This window comes from Algoriphagus sp. NF (assembly GCF_028823735.1).
Classification (GTDB): Bacteria; Bacteroidota; Bacteroidia; order Cytophagales; family Cyclobacteriaceae; genus Algoriphagus; species Algoriphagus marincola.
In genome coordinates this window covers 1-22,520 of sequence record NZ_JAPEIB010000010.1, presented here as the reverse complement: position 1 = coordinate 22,520, position 22,520 = coordinate 1, and the positions used below count along the sequence as shown (strand labels likewise).

Annotated in this window: 19 protein-coding genes; 6 read left to right on the top strand and 13 right to left on the bottom strand. The window is 41.6% G+C overall.

What is annotated here, in order from left to right; genetic code table 11:
• The first annotated feature begins 73 nt into the window (after positions 1-73).
• Both OU792_RS06390 and OU792_RS06385 read left to right on the top strand, forming a co-directional pair.
• Entirely contained in the window at positions 74-979 is a 906-nt protein-coding gene (locus OU792_RS06390; protein WP_134201643.1) for a cache domain-containing protein, read from the top strand.
• The gene (locus OU792_RS06385; RefSeq protein ID WP_274669776.1) at positions 976-3,825 is read left to right on the top strand and encodes a PAS domain-containing hybrid sensor histidine kinase/response regulator; all 2,850 of its coding nucleotides are present in this window, start codon (positions 976-978) and stop codon (positions 3,823-3,825) included. Before OU792_RS06390 ends, OU792_RS06385 begins: the two co-directional genes overlap by 4 nt.
• Before the next feature lie 21 nt (positions 3,826-3,846).
• Here OU792_RS06385 and OU792_RS06380 read toward each other — a convergent pair whose 3' ends face one another.
• From OU792_RS06380 to OU792_RS06340, 9 genes are all read right to left on the bottom strand, one after another.
• Positions 3,847-4,188 carry a hypothetical protein gene (locus OU792_RS06380; protein WP_274669775.1) on the bottom strand — a complete coding sequence of 114 codons (342 nt, stop codon included), beginning with the start codon at positions 4,186-4,188 and terminating at the stop codon, positions 3,847-3,849.
• 179 nt (positions 4,189-4,367) lie between these two features.
• Positions 4,368-5,435, bottom strand: a complete 1,068-nt coding sequence (locus tag OU792_RS06375) for a branched-chain amino acid aminotransferase (RefSeq protein WP_274669774.1) — start codon at positions 5,433-5,435, stop codon at positions 4,368-4,370.
• A gap of 472 nt (positions 5,436-5,907) precedes the next feature.
• On the bottom strand, positions 5,908-6,465 hold the full coding sequence (locus tag OU792_RS06370) for a cob(I)yrinic acid a,c-diamide adenosyltransferase (RefSeq protein ID WP_026946612.1): 558 nt from the start codon (positions 6,463-6,465) through the stop codon (positions 5,908-5,910).
• A gap of 56 nt (positions 6,466-6,521) precedes the next feature.
• Complete coding sequence (locus OU792_RS06365; protein ID WP_026946611.1) at positions 6,522-7,238, bottom strand: ABC transporter ATP-binding protein; 717 nt, start codon at positions 7,236-7,238, stop codon at positions 6,522-6,524.
• Between the two features lie 61 nt (positions 7,239-7,299).
• The gene (locus tag OU792_RS06360) at positions 7,300-10,077 is read right to left on the bottom strand and encodes a tetratricopeptide repeat protein (RefSeq protein ID WP_274669773.1); all 2,778 of its coding nucleotides are present in this window, start codon (positions 10,075-10,077) and stop codon (positions 7,300-7,302) included.
• A 2-nt stretch (positions 10,078-10,079) separates the two neighbouring features.
• Positions 10,080-10,367, bottom strand: a complete 288-nt coding sequence (gene gatC, locus OU792_RS06355; protein ID WP_026946609.1) for an Asp-tRNA(Asn)/Glu-tRNA(Gln) amidotransferase subunit GatC — start codon at positions 10,365-10,367, stop codon at positions 10,080-10,082.
• A 35-nt stretch (positions 10,368-10,402) separates the two neighbouring features.
• Complete coding sequence (locus tag OU792_RS06350; RefSeq protein WP_342453728.1) at positions 10,403-11,131, bottom strand: lysophospholipid acyltransferase family protein; 729 nt, start codon at positions 11,129-11,131, stop codon at positions 10,403-10,405.
• Positions 11,124-11,501 carry a globin domain-containing protein gene (locus OU792_RS06345; RefSeq protein WP_134201648.1) on the bottom strand — a complete coding sequence of 126 codons (378 nt, stop codon included), beginning with the start codon at positions 11,499-11,501 and terminating at the stop codon, positions 11,124-11,126. The genes OU792_RS06350 and OU792_RS06345 overlap by 8 nt, the downstream gene beginning before the upstream one ends.
• A gap of 26 nt (positions 11,502-11,527) precedes the next feature.
• On the bottom strand, positions 11,528-12,850 hold the full coding sequence (locus tag OU792_RS06340; RefSeq protein ID WP_274669811.1) for an NfeD family protein: 1,323 nt from the start codon (positions 12,848-12,850) through the stop codon (positions 11,528-11,530).
• Between the two features lie 207 nt (positions 12,851-13,057).
• Between OU792_RS06340 and OU792_RS06335 the strand changes: the two genes are divergently transcribed.
• The 4 genes from OU792_RS06335 to OU792_RS06320 all read left to right on the top strand — a co-directional run bounded on the left by OU792_RS06335 (position 13,058) and on the right by OU792_RS06320 (position 16,729).
• A complete protein-coding gene (locus OU792_RS06335; protein ID WP_274669772.1) occupies positions 13,058-14,230 on the top strand; it encodes a LysM peptidoglycan-binding domain-containing protein in 1,173 nt (390 codons plus the stop codon).
• A 520-nt stretch (positions 14,231-14,750) separates the two neighbouring features.
• A complete protein-coding gene (locus OU792_RS06330; protein WP_274669771.1) occupies positions 14,751-15,350 on the top strand; it encodes a DUF6992 family protein in 600 nt (199 codons plus the stop codon).
• Positions 15,351-15,402: 52 nt separating this feature from the next.
• Entirely contained in the window at positions 15,403-15,957 is a 555-nt protein-coding gene (locus OU792_RS06325; protein ID WP_026946604.1) for a hypothetical protein, read from the top strand.
• 4 nt (positions 15,958-15,961) lie between these two features.
• Positions 15,962-16,729 (top strand): TIGR02757 family protein, encoded by a 768-nt coding sequence (locus OU792_RS06320; protein WP_274669770.1) that lies wholly within the window; start codon positions 15,962-15,964, stop codon positions 16,727-16,729.
• A gap of 9 nt (positions 16,730-16,738) precedes the next feature.
• Here the strand turns inward: OU792_RS06320 and OU792_RS06315 are convergent, their stop codons facing one another.
• The 4 genes from OU792_RS06315 to aceK form a co-directional block, all read right to left on the bottom strand.
• Complete coding sequence (locus OU792_RS06315; RefSeq protein WP_274669769.1) at positions 16,739-17,956, bottom strand: ATP-grasp domain-containing protein; 1,218 nt, start codon at positions 17,954-17,956, stop codon at positions 16,739-16,741.
• Between the two features lies 1 nt (position 17,957).
• Positions 17,958-19,379, bottom strand: coding sequence for a leucyl aminopeptidase family protein (locus OU792_RS06310; protein ID WP_274669768.1), 1,422 nt, complete (start codon positions 19,377-19,379; stop codon positions 17,958-17,960).
• 6 nt (positions 19,380-19,385) lie between these two features.
• The gene (locus tag OU792_RS06305; protein ID WP_134201656.1) at positions 19,386-20,507 is read right to left on the bottom strand and encodes an alpha/beta hydrolase; all 1,122 of its coding nucleotides are present in this window, start codon (positions 20,505-20,507) and stop codon (positions 19,386-19,388) included.
• 107 nt (positions 20,508-20,614) lie between these two features.
• Positions 20,615-22,339 carry a bifunctional isocitrate dehydrogenase kinase/phosphatase gene (gene aceK / locus OU792_RS06300; RefSeq protein ID WP_274669767.1) on the bottom strand — a complete coding sequence of 575 codons (1,725 nt, stop codon included), beginning with the start codon at positions 22,337-22,339 and terminating at the stop codon, positions 20,615-20,617.
• Between the last annotated feature and the right edge of the window lie 181 nt (positions 22,340-22,520).

The window sequence follows — 22,520 nt, the reverse complement described above, 5'->3', positions numbered from 1 at the left end:
GCTTGGTCTATTTTCCAAGTGCAGCAAATCCTTGGAAGAGAGGAAGATTCAAGATCAAGTTCTTTTAGCGGAAATGATTAAAACCCTAGAGTTTCAGGGTGATTCTTTGACAAGGGAAATCTCTTCTTTAGCCGATTTTTTGGACTCGCTGGTAGATCAAAAAGAGGAAATTCTTGCCCAGGAGCTGCCTGACCCATATCGCATGGTTGGTAATTTCTCCTCCCTGCCTACACTCGAAGACTCTACAAAAAGTACGGTAGTCATCTTAAGCACCACCGAAGATTACGAGGCCGCAATTGATGAAATTAAGTTTACTAATTTCCTGGACTCGGCCTTTTACCATTTGGTCAGGAAGTATGGTATCATCGCTCAAGTATACTTAAACACCAGCAATCAATATTCTCGAGTCTACCCTGCCTATGATGCCAAAAACATCATGGATCCTAATATTGATGTGAAAAAATTCAACTTTTTCTATGAAGCTGATCTTGAGCATAATCCCTCCAAAGGGCCCGTATGGATTCCTGAACCCTATGTAGACCCTGCAGGTAAGGGTTGGATATTATCTTTGATTCATCCCGTTTATGATGGTGATCAGTTGTTTGGAGTGCTTGGAATAGACATCACTGTAGATGAAATTATCCAAAGCTTTATCGATGACTTTGAAGGGAGTTTCCTGATTCTGAATAAGAATGGAGATATCGTGGCGGGCTCTTCCTCTGCCATAGAGTCTTTGAGTATGCCTCCTTTGAAAAATCATGTCTACAGGGAAACCATCCAATCTGATTCCTTCAGAATTTCTGACTTCAACCTATTTAATAGTAAGAGTAGGGAAGTGAGAAAAATGGCTAAGAGCTTTATCTTGGAAGGAAATGATCATTTTCTTTTTGAAGAGGAAGCGTACCTTGAAGATGCGGTTTGCTTTCCATTTGAGGTCATAGATTGGTACATGGTCAAGATAAATCCACGGGTACAATGAAGGCACCTAAACCTAGATCTTATTTTAGAAACTTTTGGGTGAGCTTTGTGGTCGGAACCCTTTTAGTGATCCTAATTATGGTTCTGGGAATTGGTTTTTTCAACGCGATTTATAATGCGCAAATCGAATCAAGAAGAGACTTTTTAACCAAGCAATCCGAATTGGCTGCGAGGGGTCTGGAATTAGAAATCCGTCGATTTGAGGAAGAATCAAAGGACTTGATCAATTATCTCGAGGATCCTAATCATGAAATCGATGACTATGATGAGGAGTTTACCTATGCAGTAAGAAGGCTTTTCAATGCTTTTCCTCAGTTGATTGACTCAGCATGGGTAGATATGCAGGACTCGGTTTTGACATTTACCTTCAATGAGCGGAATGACTTCTTCAGAAAGGCGGTTGACCAAGGATTTCCGGAGTCTTCTTCTAAGCCTTATGCCAATCTTGTCCTTGGGAAAAAAGGCTTTCGGGTACTTTACAATTTGAAATTTCTTGATTTTGCGAAGGAATTTGCGGAAAATTATTATCTCAATCCAACCGGTGCTAAGTATTTATTTTTTGAAGACCAACTGTTCCCCTTGAATAAATCTGAAATTAGCTTGCCTGAAAGTGAATTGAGTATTATTCAAAAAGACTTAACTGAGGGTGTTAAAGGTATTTATACCATTAATAGCAGTGTAGGAGAAGATGACTTTACCGGGGTGGCTGCGCAATACCCTTTTCGGTTTCATGTAGCAAATCGGGTAGGGGCTGTGGTCTTTGTGGTTCCTGTAGAAAGTCTTTATTCAGGTATTTACCGCACCTATTTTCTGTCGTTTTTCGGCTTTATGATATTGTTGATTTTTGCGGTAAGTTTTTTTGTGATTTCTCTTAAAAATAGTTTCGAGTTTCAGCGTATCCAAGAGAGCAATATCCAAGAGATTAAGCAACTGTTTGATCAGCAAAATCTGCTCTTACAGGAGTTGCGAGGTTTTGTATTCTTCCATGATCATCGAGGGGAAATCACTCGAGTCAGCCCTGAAGTCGAGCAGGTATTAGGGCATAGTCCGGATGAATTTGTAGCAGCTTTTGCTACTAATTCCAGTCATATGGAAGCCAAGGTGGTCAAAAAGCAAGTCATGGATCGAATTGCCCAAAAACAGGATGTATTGGATCTTGAGTATGATTTTGTTCGTCCAGATGGTCAGGAGATTCGAGTAAGAGTCTTCGAAAAATTGATTTTTGACGGAGAAGGCAACTTTAAAGGCGGTATGGGGCTTGGTACTGATATTTCACTTCAATATGAGTCTCAAGAGCAACTCAGAGAAAGTGAAAACCGCCTGAGAAACCTGATTCGAAGTATTCCGGATATCATTTTTATTTATGATAATTCAGGTAAGATTTTAGATTTCCATATTCCTTCAGAAGCAGCTGAAATGATGCCGCCGGAGGATGTGAAAGGTAAAAATCTTAAGGATTTGTTTGATGGTCCAGATGGAGAAGGAGTATTGCAAACCTTCTTAAATGCACTTCAATCTCGGAAAATCCACTCCTTAGAACAGAAAATCCCAACAAAGTCCGGTATCAAGCATTTTGAAACCCGTTTTTTTTCATTGGATCAGCAGCAGATGATATCAATTTCCAAAAATATCACTGGACAGAAAATTTGGGAAAAAGGACTCATGGAAGCTATGGAAGCGGCTGATAAGGCAAGTCGTGCCAAATCGGAGTTCTTGGCAAATATGAGTCATGAGATTCGTACCCCAATGAATGGTCTTTTGGGTATCATAGACCTGCTAGAACAGACCAAGCTTGATAAGGTACAAAAACAATATGCTGATATTATCAAAAATAGTGGGAATATGCTGTTGGGGATAATCAAGGACATTCTTGACTATTCCAAAATTGAAGCTGGAAAAATCGAAATTATCAAAGAGGTCTACGATGCCAATGCGGAACTGGAGAATCAAGCAAAAATCCTTTCAGGACTAGCATCAAAAAAAGAGATAAAATTTACTTTTCAGCGAGCTGATGAGGAAGACTTGTTTATAGAGGCGGATAAGGTTAAGATCAATCAGATTTTTCTCAATTTAGCAGGAAATGCCATCAAATTTACTCCAGAAGGAGGAGAAGTAGATATTCGGCTTGAATACGACCCACTGGGTGAGGCACAGGGCTTTTTGAGCTGCACTGTAAAGGATTCCGGCATTGGGATTTCCTCAGACCACTTACAGCATTTGAGTGAGCCGTTTTATCAAATTGATAGTTCTAAAACGCGGTCTCACCAAGGTACAGGCTTGGGATTGGCAATAGCCAAAAAGCTTACAGAGCTTCTGGGTGGAAGTTTTGAGGTGGAAAGCCAGCTTGGTGAAGGTTCCACTTTCCAGTTTTCGGTTTTGGTTAAAAGAGTGTCCTCACCTGAGGCTACCGACCCAAAGAGCAAAACGAGCTGGAAAGATATTAAAAATTCTACGGGGAAATATCCGATAAAAGTCTTATTGGCTGAAGATAATGAGCTTAATATTCAACTAATGGGAATGATGTTGAATCAGCTAGGCTTCTCATACGAAATTGCTAAAAATGGATTGGAAGCGGTCCAAATGGTAGAGAAAAATGGATATGATATGGTCCTAATGGATGTTCAAATGCCAGTGATGAACGGTCTTGAGGCTACTCAAGCTATCCGAAAACTAGCACTTATTAAACAGCCTGCCATCATTGGACTTTCTGCGAATGTGTTTGATGAGGACCATATTTCCGCTATCGAGGCAGGGATGGATGATTACCTGACCAAACCAATACGTCTCGGAGTATTAGGAGAGCGGCTCGAATATTTTTTTCAGAAAATAGTTCAGGAAAGCGAATAGAAAGGAACTATTTCTTGTAAGTTACTGCTCTGCCAGTTCTTTTTTGTCTTTTGAACTAATTCTGCCAATGACCATGGGTATCAAAAGGCAGATGATGGCCATAATGGATATCCATGTAGTTTCTTTGAGGAAATTCATCCCAATCAGGAAAATACCACAAAGAATAAAAATGGTTTGAATTAGCTTTTTGTCCCAGAACAATCCAGTATAAATGTAAGCCATACCGATCAGGGAAAACATAGCTATATTAATGATTGTATTGATCTCTGAGTTGAAATCCAGAAACCAATTCATGACTTTTGCAATCAATACTATCGCTATCAAGAAAAAGAATAGCTTTTGGAGTAAAGGATTAAGTTTCATGCGTTTATAACTTAAAACATGAAACTAAAATAATAGAATTTTTATAAGTTCAAAAACTCCATCTTTAAAAATCAGCCTATTATCAATTTCCCAATTTTTTTGCCAAAGCAAAAAAAATACGCTTCTAACAAACTGACCTGGGTCTTTTTTCTAAGTGAATTAAAGAGATTTTTAAAGCCCTAAAAATTCATCACCCATCCATGCGGATCTTCCTTGGTTCCGTATTTGATACCATCTAATTCGGCCAAAACTCGATGAGAGAAGGCATCTATAGCCTTTTCTGGAAGTTCGTAATCTTTTCCATCGATATGAATCAAGCGAATATGGGCGATGGTTGCGGCAGTTCCTGTTCCAAATGCTTCCTCGATGCTTCCATCTTCCAAAGCACTTTTCAATTCAGATACGCTTAAAAATCGCTCTTCTACCTCTTCTCCCCAGTCTTTCGCCAATTTCAAAACGGAGTCTCGGGTGATTCCTTTCAAGATGGTATCGCTATGAACAGGGGCTGTGATGATTTTTCCTTGGATTTTAAACATCACATTCATAGTACCACTTTCCTCGATAAACTGATGGGTTTTTCCATCGGTCCAGAGCAATTGATCATAACCGGCCTTCTGTGCTAGTAGGGCAGGATAGAGGGAGGCAGCATAATTTCCGGCTGTTTTGGCTGAGCCAGTTCCGCCTTGCACTGCTCGAGTGTATTTTGTTTCCACTTTTACACTTACTGGCTTGGAATAATAATTCCCAACCGGGCAAGTGAAAATGATGAATTTGTAGGTGTCTGATGGTTTTACCCCAATGTAATCATCCGTGGCAAACATATAAGGGCGGATATAAAGGGAAGAACCCTTTGCAGTAGGAATCCAATCCCGATCCAGATCAATCAGCTGAGATAATCCTTCCATAAAAACTTCCTCTGGAATCTCCGGCATACACATTCTCACCGCTGACTCATTCATTCTTCGCCAATTGGCATCTGCCCGAAAAATCAAGGCTTCTCCAGCTTCATTTTTGTAAGCCTTCAAGCCTTCGAAAATTGACTGTCCATAGTGAAGGGCAGCATTCGACGGGTTTAATTGCAAAGGACCATAAGGAACTATTCTTAAGTCAGTCCACTCGCCGTTTTTATAGTCCGCCACAAACATGTGGTCAGAGATGGTTTTCCCAAAAACTAAATTTGAAAAGTCAGTTTCAGCTAGTTTGGACTTCTGAACCTTGGTAACGGGTATGGCTAGTGATGTCTTCATGTTCTTCTATACTAAAAGCTATGATTATTTTATATTTTTTGGATTGAGCTCTTCAATCAAAACCCAATGATATTTTCATTTTTTACTTCAAACTTTCTCCTTCCTACTTCCTTCTCCCAGCTTCCAACTTCTCCCTTCCGTCTACGTCTTGCTGGGGAATATAATTATTCTCCAATTTAAATTTTCAGGCCCAGCGCTGGTTTTCTAGGCTACTTTGGAACCCTTGGTTTCACCCAGGGCTATTCACAATTTGACCCCTTCAGGGTCTTTTTGGTTTTTATTCCTAGCCCAGACCAGCGAACCTTGTACTCAACTTCGAACTTTGCAACCTTCCATCTCTTCCCCAATAAAGGTGGGCCCTCAAATCAATTGACTCAAGTATTTCCAAATGTGTTACAGTTAATTTTCCAATTTTCCCACTTCCTTCTTCCCACTTCCTTCTCCCAGCTTCCCACTTCCCACTCCAAACTCCCTACTTCCCCTCAACTCTCGGTCTCCAAGTCACCTCTTCGACCTCTAGTTCTTGGGCCATTTTTCTACCTAATACAAAGAAGTAATCGGAAAGTCGGTTGAGGTATTTCATGACCAGTTGATTGACTTCTTCATAGGAAGCCAGCTCTACGACCAAACGCTCTGTGCGACGGCATACTGTGCGGGCCAAGTGGCAAAAAGAGACGGATTGATGTCCGCCCGGAAGAATAAAGGCGGTTAATGGTGGTAATTGCTCTTCCATTTGATCCATCTCCTTTTCCAACAGATCAATGTCAGATTCGTGCAAGTCTGGTTTTTTGACTTTGTCTTTGCCAGGACTGGTAGCAAGGTCAGCACCGATTGTGAAGAGTCTATCCTGAATCTCCTTTAAGATCGCACCTCTTTCCTTATTTACTTCTTGATCTCGAAGCAGGCCCACATAGGAATTAAGTTCATCCACAGTGCCATAGGCATCGATTCGTAAATCAGATTTTGGAACTCGAATACCCCCTAATAATGAGGTGATCCCTTCGTCTCCGGTCTTTGTATAAATTTTCATTCTACTCCCTGCTTTGATCGCACAAAATTAAGAATCTATTTCGAAAAGGGCAGGGTTTAGACTGCTTCGCTCACTCCGCGAGTAGGGTTGGGGTTGACTGTGTCGGACTCAACCAATCCATCCCGAAGTCTGACAATTCGGTGAGCATAGTGAGCAATATCATCCTCGTGAGTTACCATGATGATGGTATTTCCTTTGCTGTGTAGCTCATGGAAAAGCTCCATGATATCGTAAGATGTTTTGGAATCTAGGTTACCTGTAGGTTCATCAGCAAGAATAATACTTGGATCATTGACCAAGGCTCTTGCAATGGCGACACGCTGACGCTGACCACCGGAAAGTTCATTGGGCCGGTGTTTTGTTCGATCACCCAAACCAACATTTTCCAAGGCTTTGAAAGCCATTTCTTCCCGCTCTTCTCGACTAAACCCTGCATAAACTAATGGTAGGGCAACATTCTCTAAGCAGGAAGCTCTCGGAAGCAGGTTAAATGTCTGGAAGACAAAACCAATTTCTTTATTTCTGATTTCAGCCAACTCATTTTCAGTCATGGAGCTGACATCTTTATTATTCAAAATATAGGAACCTGAAGTTGGTGTGTCGAGGCAGCCAATGATATTCATCAAAGTGGACTTACCCGAACCGGAAGGTCCCATGAATGCTACATATTCCCCACGATCCACGGTAATGGATACAGACTTGAGAGCTTGAATAGTTTCGGCTCCCATTTTATAGGTTTTGTTGATTTCGTGGGTTTCTATGACTCGACTCATGTGGTGTAGGTTTAGTTCGCTTAAAGTTAGATTCATTTATGAGAAAAACCGAAACCAACTATCAAAATTTACGCATTTGAAGCTGATAAAGTGTCTCTTCATCAATCCATTTTGACATTTCTCCCAAGGCATCGGTAGCATAATTGCTCAAGCCCAGCTCTCGGGCTGCTTGTACTTTCCGCATCCAAAGCACCGGATCTCGGTTAAATTCTGTCGCTCCATTCAGTATTTCGTATCGATCGAGTGCATCACTTTGGATAGCTTGTGCTGACCAAATCAAAGGACTGTGATAGGGGTTACCGGTAAGTTCATCGGGTTTTCCAAGCCATTCTAAAAAGGTATTAATAGATTTCGAATCTTGAAAATCCGGGTTTTTAGCGAAGCTTGATAGAGCGGTATTTTCACCTTGTACTTTTTGAATAAAATCAGCCAATTCCTGAATATTGCTTTTGCTTAGGTCATGGGATTTACTCTTCAATAAGCGAATACCAAAATCTGCCTTGAATCGCTCATCTTCCATTCCCTTCCAAGCTTCTAGTAGGGTTTTGGGCAAGCTTTCATGCAATCGTTCAATCCAAAATAGGTATTGAGCTTCCTCAGAATCAGGACTTTTATACCAGTTTCTAGGTTTCAATTCGTAAGCTAACCTCAGTTGCTCGGCTTCTTCATAGTACCCTCCTAAAATTAGAATCTCCCAATGATAGTTTTGGAAAGCTTGGAATCCTTTGTCCTTTGCTGCCAATAATTCTTTTCCAGCTTTTTTGAAGTCAAGTTCGGAGGCCAAAATCATGGCCGAAAGATGAAGGAAATAACCAGCGTCTCCGGGATTTCGGAAGGCTAGCCCATTTAAGTTTTTTACAGCTTCACCGATTCGATCTGCTGCCAGGCTCCGAATGACGGCTGTCTCCTGCAAAGGCATGATATAGGTTTCCATTTCAGGCTGCTGCCAAAGGCTATCTAATAGTTGAAGATCCGATTTAGGAGATTCTTGTGTCCACACAGAGTGCACATTTCGCAAGCCAGCTTGCTTCAAAATAGGAGAAGTAGACTTTAATGATTCTTTTCGAAGGCTTTTCACCAATTCTTTGGCAGGAATATTTCCCAAAGCATTCTGATAAGCGAGTGCATTGATTTTACTCGGTAAGTCTACGGCTTCGGCATTTTCAATATTGAAGTTTCCGCTTTTCAACCTAGAAGCCAGAAGATTGCTTTTTGTCACCTTTTGCTCAAAAGGAGCATCGATCAAAAGTTGGATGGCTTCTTCCGCTCGATTGGTTTTGAGATAAAGCAAGGCTAGATTATTTCGAATAGCTTCGCTTTGCTTAAAAATTTCTAATCCATTTTCTAATAAAGAGATAGCTTGGAAAAGTTTGTTTTCCTGATGAAACCGCTCTGCTAGAAGTACAAAATTATCCTCCTGTGGTGCTTCATACACGCTTTGTTCCAGGTGGCTTTTGGCCAGACTTGGCTGTTTCAGTTCAAAGAGCAGATGAGCCAAGGCATTTTTGGCTTTCGGATTATTTCGGTAGCGAAACCATGAGTTTTCATATAAGATACTCGCATTGAGTCTTTGGTCGGTTGCATAATAATAATCGCCCAAGACATGATTACTCATCGCGTTGACCTGGGCACCGACGATTCCGTTGGCGTAAGCAGTGATGACCAGCATAGCAATCAACCCACCAAGACGAAGGTGATAATAGGGAAGAGAAAAAGGTTTGAAAAGGACTCTTTCCACATTCTTTCCAGTATTCATGATGGAAAGAAAATTGGAATAAAGATAGATAATGAAAAAGGCTGAAATACCCAATTGGGAATAGGTAAAGAGGTGCTTAAGCAATTCTTCTCCGGGTTGATTGCCGGTTGCTTTCAATTTCCAAACTAACCATAAGACCAAGGCAAAGCCTATTAAGTGCAGGGATTTTAGCACTTTGGGGGGAGCAATTAAATCTAGATCGGTGTTTCCTTTGACATCGATTACGAAATAGCCCAAAACGCCTACGGGGATCAATAAATACAGCGGATCAAAAGAGGGAAGCCAAGAAAGAGGGTTTCCTGTTAGATCTAATAAGATGTTGAAAATCAGCAATAAGTAGACGATAGATAGAATTAAAAGTTGAAATGAAATCTTTACTTCTAAATTTCGGCTTGCTCGGGTCAGTAAGATGTAAATACCGGATATCATAGAATGTCCATTCCAGAAAACCCAAGCAATGCTGAGGCAAAAGACCGGAATCAGGGCATGTTCTGCAAGGAAGATATCCGCCCGCTCTACGGTACTTCCCTGAATCATAACCCAAGCTGAAATCCCCACAAACAGTAAGCTGACAACAAAGCGAATTGGATAGTAATTGAATTTTCCAGATACATGGAAAAAGACAGGAGCCGCCAAACTTCCTGCAATCGCTACAATCAAGGGTAGGTTAGTACTAAGCCCTTCAAAATTGAGCCCATTGAGATTGCTAAGTGTTAAGATCAGAATCCAGGCTGCGCCCGCAATGAGGAAATAGAGCTTTTTGAAAGAAGGTATCCAAGCCAAAAAGGCTGAAATTAAAATAAAAGCCAGCACTCCAAATGTTCGAATTTCAAGCAATGAAAAACTGGGTCTTAGAGATTTGAATTCTTGGAAAACCAGAAAATTATCTACTTCAATCGGAAAAGTTACTGGCCCAATCGCAGCTATGTCAAAAGGAATAGGTAGTCGGTCCAGAAAGTAACCAGGAATGAGCTCCCGATAGGGCATACGATCGAAGCCCACGAAATAGATCAATAAAAAAGCCCCGATTAGGATCAAGGCAATGAGGATAAAAGAGCCGATGGCTGGAAGGATTTGACGCATTATTATTCCAAAACTTTTGGCACCCGAAAATAATCTGAATCGCGCTTGGGAGCATTTTTCAGTCCTGCTTCATGATCCAAGTGGTTTCCAACCTTATCCTCACGCATATCATTGACTTCAGAGGACATCGTGGTCAGTGGTTCTACTCCCTCTGTATCGAGTTCATTTAGTTTTTCCACCCAGTCCAAAATCTGACTCATATCTTTTGACATTTTTTCGGCACTGGATTCATCAAATTCCAAGCGCGCCAAGTGGGCGATTTTCTTGATGGATTCTTTGTCTATTTTCATTTGAACTTAGCTCAGTTTAATTTCCAATCTTCCTTCTAAACGCCATTATCAAGTTGCAATTGCCTTTCGATGGCTTCAAAGCATCTGTTTTTCAAACTTTCCTCCGTAGCTCCTTCTTCAGGAAAGATTGCCTCATGCAGGACCATTTTTGCCCGGTGAAAGTCGAGCAAAAACTTACCGTCCTCAGGCAAAATTAGATGATTAAACGACAATGTGACAGGAATGATGGGGATTTGTTTGTCCAAAGCAAGTCGGAAAGCTCCATTTTTGAAGGGTACCATATGGGGTGGCTGAGTAGTGTAAATTCCTCCTTCAGGAAAAATCACGATCCCGCTACCTTCATCCACCGCCAAAGCAGCGCGACGCATAGTTTCCGCCCTGCTTTTTAAGCGGGAGCGATCCACTGCGATATGAAGGCTTTTGAAGAAATAACCAAAAAGGGGGGCTTTTCGAATCGATGCTTTTCCGATGAATTGTACATCTCCGGGGATGAAACCCATCATGGGAATATCGAGGTATGAGAAATGATTGGCTGCAAAAATGTAGGGTTGGCCGGGTTTGATTTGACCTTGAATTTCTAAATGAACTGGTTTGAAAATCAGAGAAAAATAAATTTTAGCCCAATATTGATTGATTCTTCGGCCGTAAGGTTTCCAGCCCGGTATCCAAATACAAATCAGAAAGAATGGAAAAATCAATAAAAAGCTTAGCACAAAAAGCAGTGCGGCATAGAGGGAATATATTCTTCGAAGAAGCTTAATCATGGTTGACCATGTGATTTGCAACTTTGATGAAGTAATTCATCATCAATTCCCGGACCTCTTGATCAAGCTGTATTTTATCCATTGCTTCGAGCATTGCATTCAGCCAATGATTCCGCATTTTTGGATCAATCGCCCATTGCATGTGTCTCAGCCTTAAGCGAGGATGACCACGCTCTTCTGAGTAAGTTTGCGGCCCTCCAAACACCTGAACTAAAAATAAATACAGTCTACGCTCAGCAGGTTTTAAATCTCCTTCAGGATAAAGTTTCCGGAGCTCATGGTTACTTTCTACCCCTTGGTAAAAATGATGTACCAGTTCCTGTATTTTTTCTTCGCCCACTGCCTCGTAGATGCTCTGAAATGGATTCATGGCGCAAACTTAGAAAAAAAGTAGAATTAGGCTTCGTGCTTTTTGACCTTCAGCGAAGTTCCTTCTGTAGAAATGACGATAATCTCTTCGCCCTGATCAATAAACTCTCCCCGGGAATAGGCATCGAAGATTTCTCCATCGATTTCTACTCTTCCGCTTGGTCGAAGACGGGAATGGACCTTTCCAACTTTGCCCTTGAGTTCATCAGGATAAAAGGAAGAAGTATATCCTTCAGACTTTCCTTGAGTTGTGGCAAGGGTAATGGTGCTAAATGCCTTCCAAGAGTTCACTTTTGGTGTCAACCAGAATATCAGAAAAACTGCGGCTATGGCTGCCAGTATAACGGTGAGCAAAGCGACAAAGAGTTGCTCTGCAGGTACAAAGGAAAAGTCAAAGTTTTGATTGGGGAGCATTCCTAAGACCAAGCCAGAGAGGATGCAGACTATTCCCAGAATTCCAAATATTCCAAAACCTGGTATGACAAATAGCTCCACCGCCAGCAATATGATTCCCAAAACAAAGACAATCACTTCCCAATTTTCAGCCAGGCCGTTGAGATAATAGGGAATGAAATATAGGATGGTTGCGAGAATGGCGGCAGCCAGTGGAAAACCAACTCCCGGTGTCTGCAATTCAAAGTAAATACCACCAATGATAATTAGGATTAAGATTCCTGAAATAGCAGGATTTAAAAAGAAGGATATGATTTGCTCTGTACTTGAGACTTCATATTCAATGATTTCGGCCTCTGCTATCCCTTGAGTGGCAAGAATTGCATCTATCGAAGGATATTCTCCTTCACAAAAGCCAAATTTGATAGCTTCAGAAACGGAAAGTGTTACTACTGAGCCTTCCTCGGTAACGCCGTTAATGGCAATTTTTTCATCCACCATAGCCTCTGCGATTTTTGGATCTCTACCACTTGCTTCGGCAGTACTTCGCATCATGGATCGCATGTAGGATTGGTATTTGTCAGGTGCAGCGCTACCATCCGCACCATTTACCACGGTGGCTGCTCCGATACTTGAACCCGGGGCCATGTAAATACTGTCACTGGCGATAGAGATCAAGGCTCCGGCAGATGCCGCATCTTTGTTGATAAAAGTGTAGACCGGAATCGGAGCTTCCAAAATCATGGTTCGAATATCATCGGCATCATTCACAGCGCCGCCGTAAGTATCCATTTCAATAATGATCAAATCAGCTTCCTTTTCTTCCGCAGATTCCAAAGCGAGTTTTACCCGGCGATTCATGGCAGGATCGATGTCCCGATCAATTTTAAAAGTGAAAATCCGTTCTATCTTTTTATCCTGCGCAAGGAGTTGCTGTGGGAAAAAAGAAATAAGCATGAAAAGGAAAGGAAGAAGAAGTCTACTCATAGAAGCAAGATACTTTTTTCAGTCTAATATTGATTCGATTCGAGATCAAAAAAGCTAAATATCATATGCAGAGAATTTGAGAGGTAATTAATTGTTCAAAATCGCTCTCTTTAGCATAATTCTTGTTCTTGTGCTATTGTTTGAAGTTTCCGAACAACACCTAACCTTAATTTAAGCATGCGATTCAACAAATTTCTTACTCTCGGTTTAACTTTTTTAGCTTTTGCAGGTAGTGCTCAAGCTGTTTCTGTCTTGGATTCCTTACGTACAGAAAAAAGAGGAGGGAAGTCATTTATTGTTCATCAAGTAGAGGCAAAAGAGACACTTTTTGCGATTTCCCGCCGTTACCAAACCCCTGTTGGTGAGATTGTTAAATCAAATGAATCTTTAAAATCAGGCTTGAAAGCAGGTCAAGAAATTTTTGTTCCTTTCATAGGTGAAGAGTCGGTTCCTGCAGGTTCGGATTTGCATAAAGTAGCTTCAGGAGAGACGCTGTATTCGATTTCCAAAAAGTATAATGTTTCCATCGATGAATTGAAAACCTGGAATTCCCTACGTGGAAATGATCTCAGTGTCGGTCAGGCTTTAATTATTAAAGGTCAGGCCGAAACTCCCAAGCCAATTGTAGCAGAGGTCGAGAAGCAAGAAATACCGCAACAAACTCAGCCTACTTCAGAAAAGGCTGTAGCTACCAATACGGAGGTGGTCAAGGTTGAAGAAAAAGCACCAAAAAAGGTCGAGAAAGTAGAAGCGAAAGCTGAAAAAGCGGTAGAAGAGAAAAGCTCATTGGCCGAAACTCCAAAAGCACCTGCCGAGGCTGTAGCTGTTGTGCCCGGTGATTGGATTTCCCATGAAGTAAGATCGGGAGAGACGCTCTTTTCGATTTCAAAACAGTACAATGCAAAGGTCGAGGAGGTGATTCGATGGAATGGCTTAAGCTCCAATAACCTTAAAGTTGGGCAAGTTATCAAAGTGGGAAGAGCAGAGCCTGCTCCCTCACAAGTTCCGATCGTGGGTGAACCGAAAGTGGTAACTGATGTGGAGGAAATGCATGAAGTGCCTGATGGAGCTAGCTCGGGCGGGTTTAAGAATATTTCTGAAATGGGTCAGGCTGAAGTGATTCCGGGAACGGGAGGACATAAAAAGTATTTGGTCTTACACCGAACAGCTCCTGTGGGGACGATCATGCGTGTGAAAAATGAAGAAAATGATATCACCATTTTTGCCAGGGTAGTTGGAGTATTGCCAGAAACAGGAGATAATTCCAAATTGGTGATCAAACTATCCCAAGCAGCCTATGATCAGTTGAAGGCAGTAAATCCAAGATTCCCGGTGGAGGTTGCCTATTGATAAAAAAAAAACGCACTAGTAAAAGCCCATCTAATTTTTGTCAAATGGGTTTTTTGTTGAATAGGGTCGGTCAAATGCCTGCTTCTTCTTTGTTTTATTTGATTATTGATTGTGCTTGTCTTGCTGGCAATAAAACCCGTTTTCAAATTATAGACTAAGGGCCAGCGCTGGTTTATTGTTGTAAATTCTAACCCCCAGGTTGCGTCGTTTCTCCTTACCTGGGGCTGATAATTTTCGTGCCTTCAGCACTCTTTTTTTTACCGAACGAAGCGATGGATTTCTTTTTGAATGCAGGGAAGGTTATTTAAAAGATAGCTTCGCAGATAGGCAAAGATATGGCTACGACAAGATATAAGGTCTATCTCACCAACTGAAAAGAGGTGTATCTCAGGAGGCGAAGCCGACTATATTTCACCGAAGGTGTATTTCTTAATATCTTTTCTTTACAGGAGTAAAAAACATTACCCGTCGCGTTTTAGGGAATAGAAAAACAATCACAATTTCCCCTAGTTTTACAAACATGCAATCAAAAACCGCCTTTTTTCTTCTGATAGTTTTTTCATCCTGCTTCTTTGCCAATGAGCTGATGGCGCAGCAGCAGGAACTTGATTCTTTCAATACCACCCGAACAGATTTCAATCGGAAGGGTATGGTCATTTTAGGTTCTTGGGCGGTTGGAAATATGCTTTGGGGAGGAATAGCTGCATCCCAAACTACCGGTTCCGATAAGGCTTTTCATCAAATGAATCTCTATTGGAATTCGGTTAATCTGATCATTGCAGGATTCGGATACTGGCAGGCAAGCAAAAGCCCGGAAGCCATGAGTCTCTGGGAGACCATAGAGGCTCAGCAGGGGATTGAAAAGGTTCTTTTGGTTAATGCAGCTTTGGACTTTGGCTATATGGCAGGAGGTCTTTATCTGAAGGAGCGTGGCCTGAGAAAAAACAACGAAAGACTGCGGGGCTTTGGGAAGTCAATCATTCTCCAAGGTGCATTTTTATTGACCTTTGACGCGATTATGTATGGTTTTCACAGCCATCATGCTCAGGCCTTGCCAGAATTTGTGAATCAACTCAGTTTAGGCCCTACGGGCTTTTCCCTACGGATTCCTCTTCAATAGTCATTTGTCAATCCCAAGCTTCTAAGGTAACTTTGCATCCTACCACAGAAGTATGAACAAAATCCAACTCTTTTTTCATTACCTATTCCGATTTATCTGGAATTTGATTTTCGTGATCAGCTATCCAATTCTTGCTAGTTTTGGCTTGCTCTTCATCGGCCTGACCTGGATTTTTTCAAAGCTTTCCCAATTGCTTGCACGTATTCGACCTGAGGGTAAGAAAGTGACGATCAAAGCTTCAGATTGGGAGACCTTGCCCCATACCAATGAGCTAATTGAGGCACTCGAAGTCAAATCAATCATGTTTGGTCCTTCGGGGTTTAAGCTTCGAAGAGTGGATGGTGTTCCTTCCATTTTATCCGATTATGTATTTGGTAATAAAGTTCGGGTGATTGAAGAAGGCTTGATTCTGGAGAAGTGGAATAGCACAGATTCTAAAGAACTTCCCGATTTTGATATTTGTCTTTACAATCCGGATGAAGATAGCCTGCGACCGCTTACCAATATCAAATGCTTTGATTGGCATGTGTCTGAGAGAGGAGAACGGGAATTGTTTTTTAAATGGTTTGATGGAACCCAAGGAGGAGAGGTAAAGGTCGCTCTTTAAGCCAATGCAAGATCTGAAGGGCTTTTTGGATGAAAAGGTTGAGCAATACAATCAACCGGGATTTATTACCTACGATCCAATATCTATCCCACATTTATTCAAGAAAAGGCAGGATATCGAAATCGCTGGTTTTTTTGCATCTATTCTTGCATGGGGACAGCGGAAAACCATAATTTCCAAATGCTTGGAGCTTTTTCGTCTAATGGATAATGCTCCGCATGACTTTTTGTTAAATCATCAAGAGAAGGATTTAAAGCCCTTTTTGCTTTTCAAGCATAGAACCTTCAATGATATAGACACGCTTTATTTTATTCATTTTTTTGCTTGGTTTTATAGGCATTATGATTCGCTTGAAGAAGCTTTTCTTATCGGACAAAATCACTCCATCGATGGAATGGAAAGCATGCTGAAGGCTTTTCACGAGTTCTTCTTTTCCTTGCCAGATGCTCCTAGCCGTACGAGAAAGCATATTGCGACACCTGCCCGAAAATCAGCCTGCAAGCGAATGAATATGTTTCTCCGCTGGATGGTTCGACATGATGACAAAGGAGTGGATTTTGGTATATGGAAAGGTATACAGCCCGCTCAGTTGATCTGTCCTTGTGATTTGCATGTGGATCGCGTTGCCAGAAAGTTGGGATTGATTACCCGAAAGCAAACCGACTGGCAGACCGCTATCGAACTTACAGAAAGACTGCGCGAAATGGATCCAAATGACCCCGTCAAATACGACTTTGCACTTTTTGGTCTGGGAGTAGAGGAGAAGTTTTAGAAAGCAGAATTAATGAAACTTTTTCACCTCGGGTGCAGCGGCAGATGTCGAGAAATCCCTGGTTAATCGATCTGCATAATCATCCATAAGTGCCAAAACCTTATCCCGATTTTTTGATCGTACGATCAATCCTGCATGGTATTCCAATGGAACTCTAAAATACACCTCCGGGTCATCAAAGCTGCTTAAATCAGGATTTTGGAATTTGGAAAGTGTGAGCACAATTCCAGCATATTGCTTGACGCTTTTGGGGAGTTTATACTCCTTTCCTCGAGCAAGAGAATCTTCGATTTTGGCCCATTCAGTCCAGAGATTGATGGATGTGGCTGCTTCCACCATTTCTGCCAAATGCGCTCCTCCTACGCGCGAAGAGGTTTCTAAGAAGTAGATTTCCCCATCTTCATGGCACTTGATGAATTCTGTATGAGTGGCTCCCGATTTTAGGCCAAAGGCTTTCATGATATCTTTATTGACCTTTTTGATGGCTTTTTCGTCTGCCGAACCGTACTCCAAATTGGCTGATCGGAAAATCCCACCTCCTTGAGATATTTCCATGGGAGTTGCTAAGTATTTAGAAACGGTCAAAAAGATGTTTTTTCCGTCTAGCATCAAGCCATCCGCATGATAGACATCACCCGGCTTAAACTGCTCCACGAGGTAATAAAGGCGATTGTCTCCAAGTTCATGGATATGTTTCCAGAGCTCTTCCTTGTTGTGCACCTTTATGATACCATGCGCTGAGGCTTCGGAGCGAGGTTTCAGTACCCAAGGGGCAGGAATATGATCTGCATATTGGTTGATATCCTCGTCATTAAATAGGGGAGAGAAGGCGGGAACATTGATTCCTGCATCTTGCGCTTTGATCCGCATGGCAAGCTTGTCGCGGAAGTATCGACCGGTAGTTTGCCCCATACCTGAGATACGTAGGTTTTCTCTAAGGAAAGTTGCTTTTTCTACATCATAATCATCCAAAGCGACGATAGCGTCAATCTTATTTTCCTTCATCAGCCCTCCGACTCCTTGTAAGAGTAAATTCAAATCCCAATCCAAATCTTGGCCCGGCATGTAGAAAACTTCATCGATGTATTCAAAAGCCCAAGGATGCTCTTTGAGATTTTCTGATGTCACCAAAAAGACTCGATTCCCTTGCTTCTTGAGAGAAATTAAAAATGCATTTCCTTTGAAGTAATTGGAGATGCAGAGAAAAGTTTTGCCCGAAGTATCCATTTTAAAGAAGATTTTCGATCAAATTAAGCAATAAATTGACACCATAGGATGTTCCGGATTTGGTTTTTGTAAACTCACTATCTCCGAAGGCTACACCGGCAATATCCAAATGAGCCCAGGAAGGATGCTCATTGGTGAAAGCTTGCAAAAATGTAGCTGCTGTGATGGCTCCTGCTAGAGGCTTTCCATGGTAGTTTCGAATGTCCGCAATCTCACTATCCATTTCTTTTGCATATTCCTTCCAGATGGGTAGAGGCCAGGATTTTTCACCTATTCCCATACCTGAATCCTGAATTTGCTTGGACAAGGATTCATCATTGGAAAACAAAGCTGCGCATTCATACCCGAAAGTTCCAACAGCTGATCCAGTCAATGTTGCAAAATCAAGGATGTGATCAGTTTGGTAATTTTTGACCAAATAAGCCAAGCCATCTGCTAAAATCAATCGTCCTTCTGCATCGGTATCGACGATTTCTATGCTATTACCTGAGTAGCTTTTAATGACTTCGGAAGGAAGATAGGCATCCTTGTCAATGGCATTTTCCACCGTTGGCACGATGCAAGTCAGGTTGATTGGGACTTGGAGGGAAGCGATGAGTTGGGTTGCTGCCAAAACCGCCGCTGCACCGCCCATGTCTGACTTCATGTAATGCATCCCCTGAGTCTTCACATTCAGGCCTCCGGTATCAAAAGTGACTCCTTTTCCAACCAGTCCGATGTGTTTTTTGGCTTTAGGCTGTCGGTATTCTAAAATGATGAATTGGGGTTCTTTAGCAGAACCTCTTGCCACTGCCAAAAAGGCTTCAAGGCCCTCTGATTTTGCCTTTTTCCGGTCAAAGATTTTTGCTTTTAGGTTTAGCTTTTTGGATGTCTTTTTTGCCCAATCCGCCAAATACTTGGGAGTAAGTACATTTGGTGGAAGATCTACCATCAATAAAGCCTCCAGCTTGGCATCCAAGATCTTCTCTGCACGGAATAGCGTCTTTTTGGCTTCGGTTGAATTCGAACGGACAGCTACTTTCAGTTTTTGAAATTGTTCTTTTCGCTCCTTCTTGAAAAAATCTAAATGGTAAGCTCCTAATCCTAAGCCAATTATACTTGCTTCCATCAAATCTGCCTGGTCAATTTGACTGAAGTTCAATTCTATGTTTTCCTTCACCCAATCTCCCTGCTTAGCCAATACTCTTCGGAAAGCATTCTCAACTGATTTATAGCTTGGACTATCGCCTAAACCCAGCAGAAGAATGATTTGGCTTTCATTCGAGAAAGCATAATGCGTATTTTCCTTCCCACTGAAAAGGAGCGGAGATATAATTTGTTGCGGAAAGTTTTGGCCTAAAAAACTGGAAACCTGATCGCTTTTAAGTGGAAAAATTTTCAGGAAAGTCTGTGATTTTGACTTGGGATTCAGTTGAAATTGCATATTGATTTATTCAGGTTTGTCACTAAAGAAAAGCCATTCGATGGCTTTTGGGAACTCATCGCTCCAGTATCTTTCATTGTGTTTTCCTTCCATATTGATGGAAAGGCGCACTTTCATTTTTCCTTGAAGGCTTTCTCTTCTTAGTAACCGCTTTCGGAATTTGGTCACATGCTTGACCATGGTTTCGCTTTCGTCTCCACCTGCATAGAGGTAAAGTCTAGTTTCCTGCGGTTCAAAAATATCCAGAAAGCCGAGCTTGATCTTTGGTATGACCCAAAGTGAGGGAGAAAAGACCATCAATTTTCCGAAAACCTCCGGATAGATCAATCCTGAAAAAATACTCACTAGACCTCCCATGGAACTTCCGCCAATACCTGTGAATTCACGATCAGTTTTGGTTCGGAAAGTCTTATCCACAAAAGGCTTCAAGGTATCGGTGATAAAGCGGATGTATTTTTTTCCGTGACCTGCACCTAGTAAGGTTCGCCCTACATTGTATTCCTGAATGCGCTCTGATTCTGCATGCTCGATAGCAATGACGATAATCTTCCCAATTCCGTAGTCCGACATAACCGCCAGCTTCTTATCTATCTGCCAGTTGAATTCGGATTTTTCGTTGAAAAGGTTTTGAGCGTCCTGTAGGTAAAGAACCGGGTAATGCTCATCACTGGTGTCGTAATCATGGGGAAGCAGTGCCCATATTTTGCGGGTTTTATTGAGTTGGGGAATTTCAAATTCCTCCGAGATCAAATGCACCTTTGGCAATTGACTTGGGCGGTAAGGAAGCCAGTTGTGACGCCATTTAGCTACTTTTTCAACTCGCTCGAGTTGATCATCATTCCAGTGGCGATTGGGAGTTTTATTTCCGTATCGATCAATTTCGACTTCTGACCAGTCTCCTTTTGTAAATTTGTAGATCAGTTCTCCTTCAAACTCTTCACCTTCCGGAAATTCAAACTCATAGCGCCCTTCCTCAATTTTTTCCATTCGGAAATTATAGTCCTGAGTCGCCCAATTATTGAAATTACCCGAGATATAAACCGGCCTGTTATCATCATTCGGAGTGAGAAGGATGATTTTTTTGGTATGGGTGACAGTGGACTTTACTGGAGGCTCTTGTGAATTCATCAGCAGATAGCAGGCGATGGCTTAGCCTTGCAAAAATAGCTTATACCGCTTCAAAATGAAATGTAATTGAAAATGATTATTCAGAATGTGAAAAACAGGTGTTTCTGTCAGACTCTTTCAAAAGGTCTAAAGCGGATTTCCTCTGGATAGGGGAATGCATGAATGAGTTCACCGCTTTTAATTCTTTTTTGAATCTTTTGCCAATGCAACGGATCGAAAAGGTTTTTGTGATAATTCAGAAAATGTTCTTTTAAATCTTCTCTGCCAATCATCCAGCGCCGAAAATCTTCTGGAAAGACGTCATTTTTGGCAATATCATACCAAGGCTCGGAGGCATAGATCTGCTCATAAGTTTCCGCTTTTGGTTTCACTCGGAAGTTCATATCTGTCAAAAACTCAATCTCATCATAATCATAGAAAATGACTCTTTTTTGACGGGTCAGTCCAAAGTTTTTGGTCATCATATCACCTGGGAAAATATTCGCCTGCGCCAATTGTAATATGGCTCTACCATAATCTTCTGCCGCTTCCAATCCTTCCTCTGTGGGGCAATCATCCAGGTAAAGGTTGAGCGGTATCATCTTGCGCTCGGTGTACAGGTGTTTGATAATCAATTCATTGTTTTCGATTTTCAAGAGGGAGTTGCAGGTATTCCTCAACTCCTCCATCAGTTCCGAACTAATGCGATCAAGTGGAAGGTGAAAGTATTCGAATTCATGTGTGTCTGCCATCCTACCAACACGATCATGCAATGAAACCAACTTGTATTTTTCCCTTACTTCTTGCCGGGTCATGCTTTTTGGCGGTTCAAAATGATCCTTTACCAGCTTGAAAACCACATCTAAAGAGGGGGACGTGAACACAGTCATCACCATGCCTTTGACTCCAGGGGCAGGAATAAACTTATCCGAAGATTGATTTATATGGTCCAGAAAGTCACGATAGAAAAGCGTCTTTCCGTGTTTGTTAAACCCGATTGCATTGTAGAGTTCGTGTGTCTTTTTATGAGAAATGACTGAGCTTAGAAAACCAACCACTTGTGAAGGGACATCAGCTTCGACCATAAAATAGGAGCGGGTAAAGCTGAATAAGTGACTCATGATCTGCCGATCAAAAATCAAGGTATCCACGAAAACACCCTTCTCCCCATGAAGCATAGGTATAATGAATGGCATCCACTTTTCCCCGACGAATGTCCTTCCGATCAGGTAGGCAGCCTTGTTTCGAAAAAAGACCGATTTGAGTATTTCTGTGGTAGTTTCTGGGCCCGGGTTGTACCGGGTGAGAATGACGTCTTTGACACTTTGAATTAAAAACTGGATATCCTGCTCCTTATTCATATATGGAACTCCCATATCAAAATCATCCAAAATCTTTCGGATGATAGGCTCAAGTCCCATTTGACTGGGATATACATGGATCATATCGCTATCTCTACTCCATTCACAGGATTCATGACCCTCCGTAAGGTACATCAATTCGGCATCTATCGACATTCCAGGAAAAGCTTTGCGGATGACTGAGTTGAAAAAAGTTTCGGCCAATTCCACATCTGGTCTTCCCAATATCATGCTTTGGTACTCTTTCCTAATAGAAGACCAAATGCCTCTGTCGGAAGCAGTCTCCCCAAGCTTTTCATGAAATTCATCCACTAGTTGGAATAGAAGATCCTTGTACAATCTCAACCTCTGTCGGTGGTTGATTTGCATATTTTGCCAATTTCGTTCCCTGAAATATTTTGGAGCGAGTCGTGTATAGGTATTGAAGCTTCGGATGTAGCTTTCAAATCCATCAAAGATTCTTTTGGCCAATGATTGGGGACTATGCGGCATTGCTTGGCTTGGTATTTTTTCGAAAATACAGAAAAAATAAGACCCTTCAGGATTGTAATGAAAAAGTGAAAATTTATGCAGACGATTGCATAAAACTTTGATTAAATCTAGATAGAATATTATTTAATATGACTCTTCGGAATCCTACACGTAGCCAAATATTCTTAGACAGCTAGTGACA

Bases quoted from the DNA above. Each gene is read 5' to 3' on its own strand.
- OU792_RS06390 (WP_134201643.1), top strand. From the start codon at position 74: ATGATTAAAACCCTAGAGTTTCAGGGTGATTCTTTGACAAGGGAAATC.
- OU792_RS06385 (WP_274669776.1), top strand. From the start codon at position 976: ATGAAGGCACCTAAACCTAGATCTTATTTTAGAAACTTTTGGGTGAGC.
- OU792_RS06380 (WP_274669775.1), bottom strand. From the start codon at position 4,188: ATGAAACTTAATCCTTTACTCCAAAAGCTATTCTTTTTCTTGATAGCG.
- OU792_RS06375 (WP_274669774.1), bottom strand. From the start codon at position 5,435: ATGAAGACATCACTAGCCATACCCGTTACCAAGGTTCAGAAGTCCAAA.
- OU792_RS06370 (WP_026946612.1), bottom strand. From the start codon at position 6,465: ATGAAAATTTATACAAAGACCGGAGACGAAGGGATCACCTCATTATTA.
- OU792_RS06365 (WP_026946611.1), bottom strand. From the start codon at position 7,238: ATGAGTCGAGTCATAGAAACCCACGAAATCAACAAAACCTATAAAATG.
- OU792_RS06360 (WP_274669773.1), bottom strand. From the start codon at position 10,077: ATGCGTCAAATCCTTCCAGCCATCGGCTCTTTTATCCTCATTGCCTTG.
- gatC (WP_026946609.1), bottom strand. From the start codon at position 10,367: ATGAAAATAGACAAAGAATCCATCAAGAAAATCGCCCACTTGGCGCGC.
- OU792_RS06350 (WP_342453728.1), bottom strand. From the start codon at position 11,131: ATGATTAAGCTTCTTCGAAGAATATATTCCCTCTATGCCGCACTGCTT.
- OU792_RS06345 (WP_134201648.1), bottom strand. From the start codon at position 11,501: ATGAATCCATTTCAGAGCATCTACGAGGCAGTGGGCGAAGAAAAAATA.
- OU792_RS06340 (WP_274669811.1), bottom strand. From the start codon at position 12,850: ATGCTTATTTCTTTTTTCCCACAGCAACTCCTTGCGCAGGATAAAAAG.
- OU792_RS06335 (WP_274669772.1), top strand. From the start codon at position 13,058: ATGCGATTCAACAAATTTCTTACTCTCGGTTTAACTTTTTTAGCTTTT.
- OU792_RS06330 (WP_274669771.1), top strand. From the start codon at position 14,751: ATGCAATCAAAAACCGCCTTTTTTCTTCTGATAGTTTTTTCATCCTGC.
- OU792_RS06325 (WP_026946604.1), top strand. From the start codon at position 15,403: ATGAACAAAATCCAACTCTTTTTTCATTACCTATTCCGATTTATCTGG.
- OU792_RS06320 (WP_274669770.1), top strand. From the start codon at position 15,962: ATGCAAGATCTGAAGGGCTTTTTGGATGAAAAGGTTGAGCAATACAAT.
- OU792_RS06315 (WP_274669769.1), bottom strand. From the start codon at position 17,956: ATGGATACTTCGGGCAAAACTTTTCTCTGCATCTCCAATTACTTCAAA.
- OU792_RS06310 (WP_274669768.1), bottom strand. From the start codon at position 19,379: ATGCAATTTCAACTGAATCCCAAGTCAAAATCACAGACTTTCCTGAAA.
- OU792_RS06305 (WP_134201656.1), bottom strand. From the start codon at position 20,507: ATGAATTCACAAGAGCCTCCAGTAAAGTCCACTGTCACCCATACCAAA.
- aceK (WP_274669767.1), bottom strand. From the start codon at position 22,339: ATGCCGCATAGTCCCCAATCATTGGCCAAAAGAATCTTTGATGGATTT.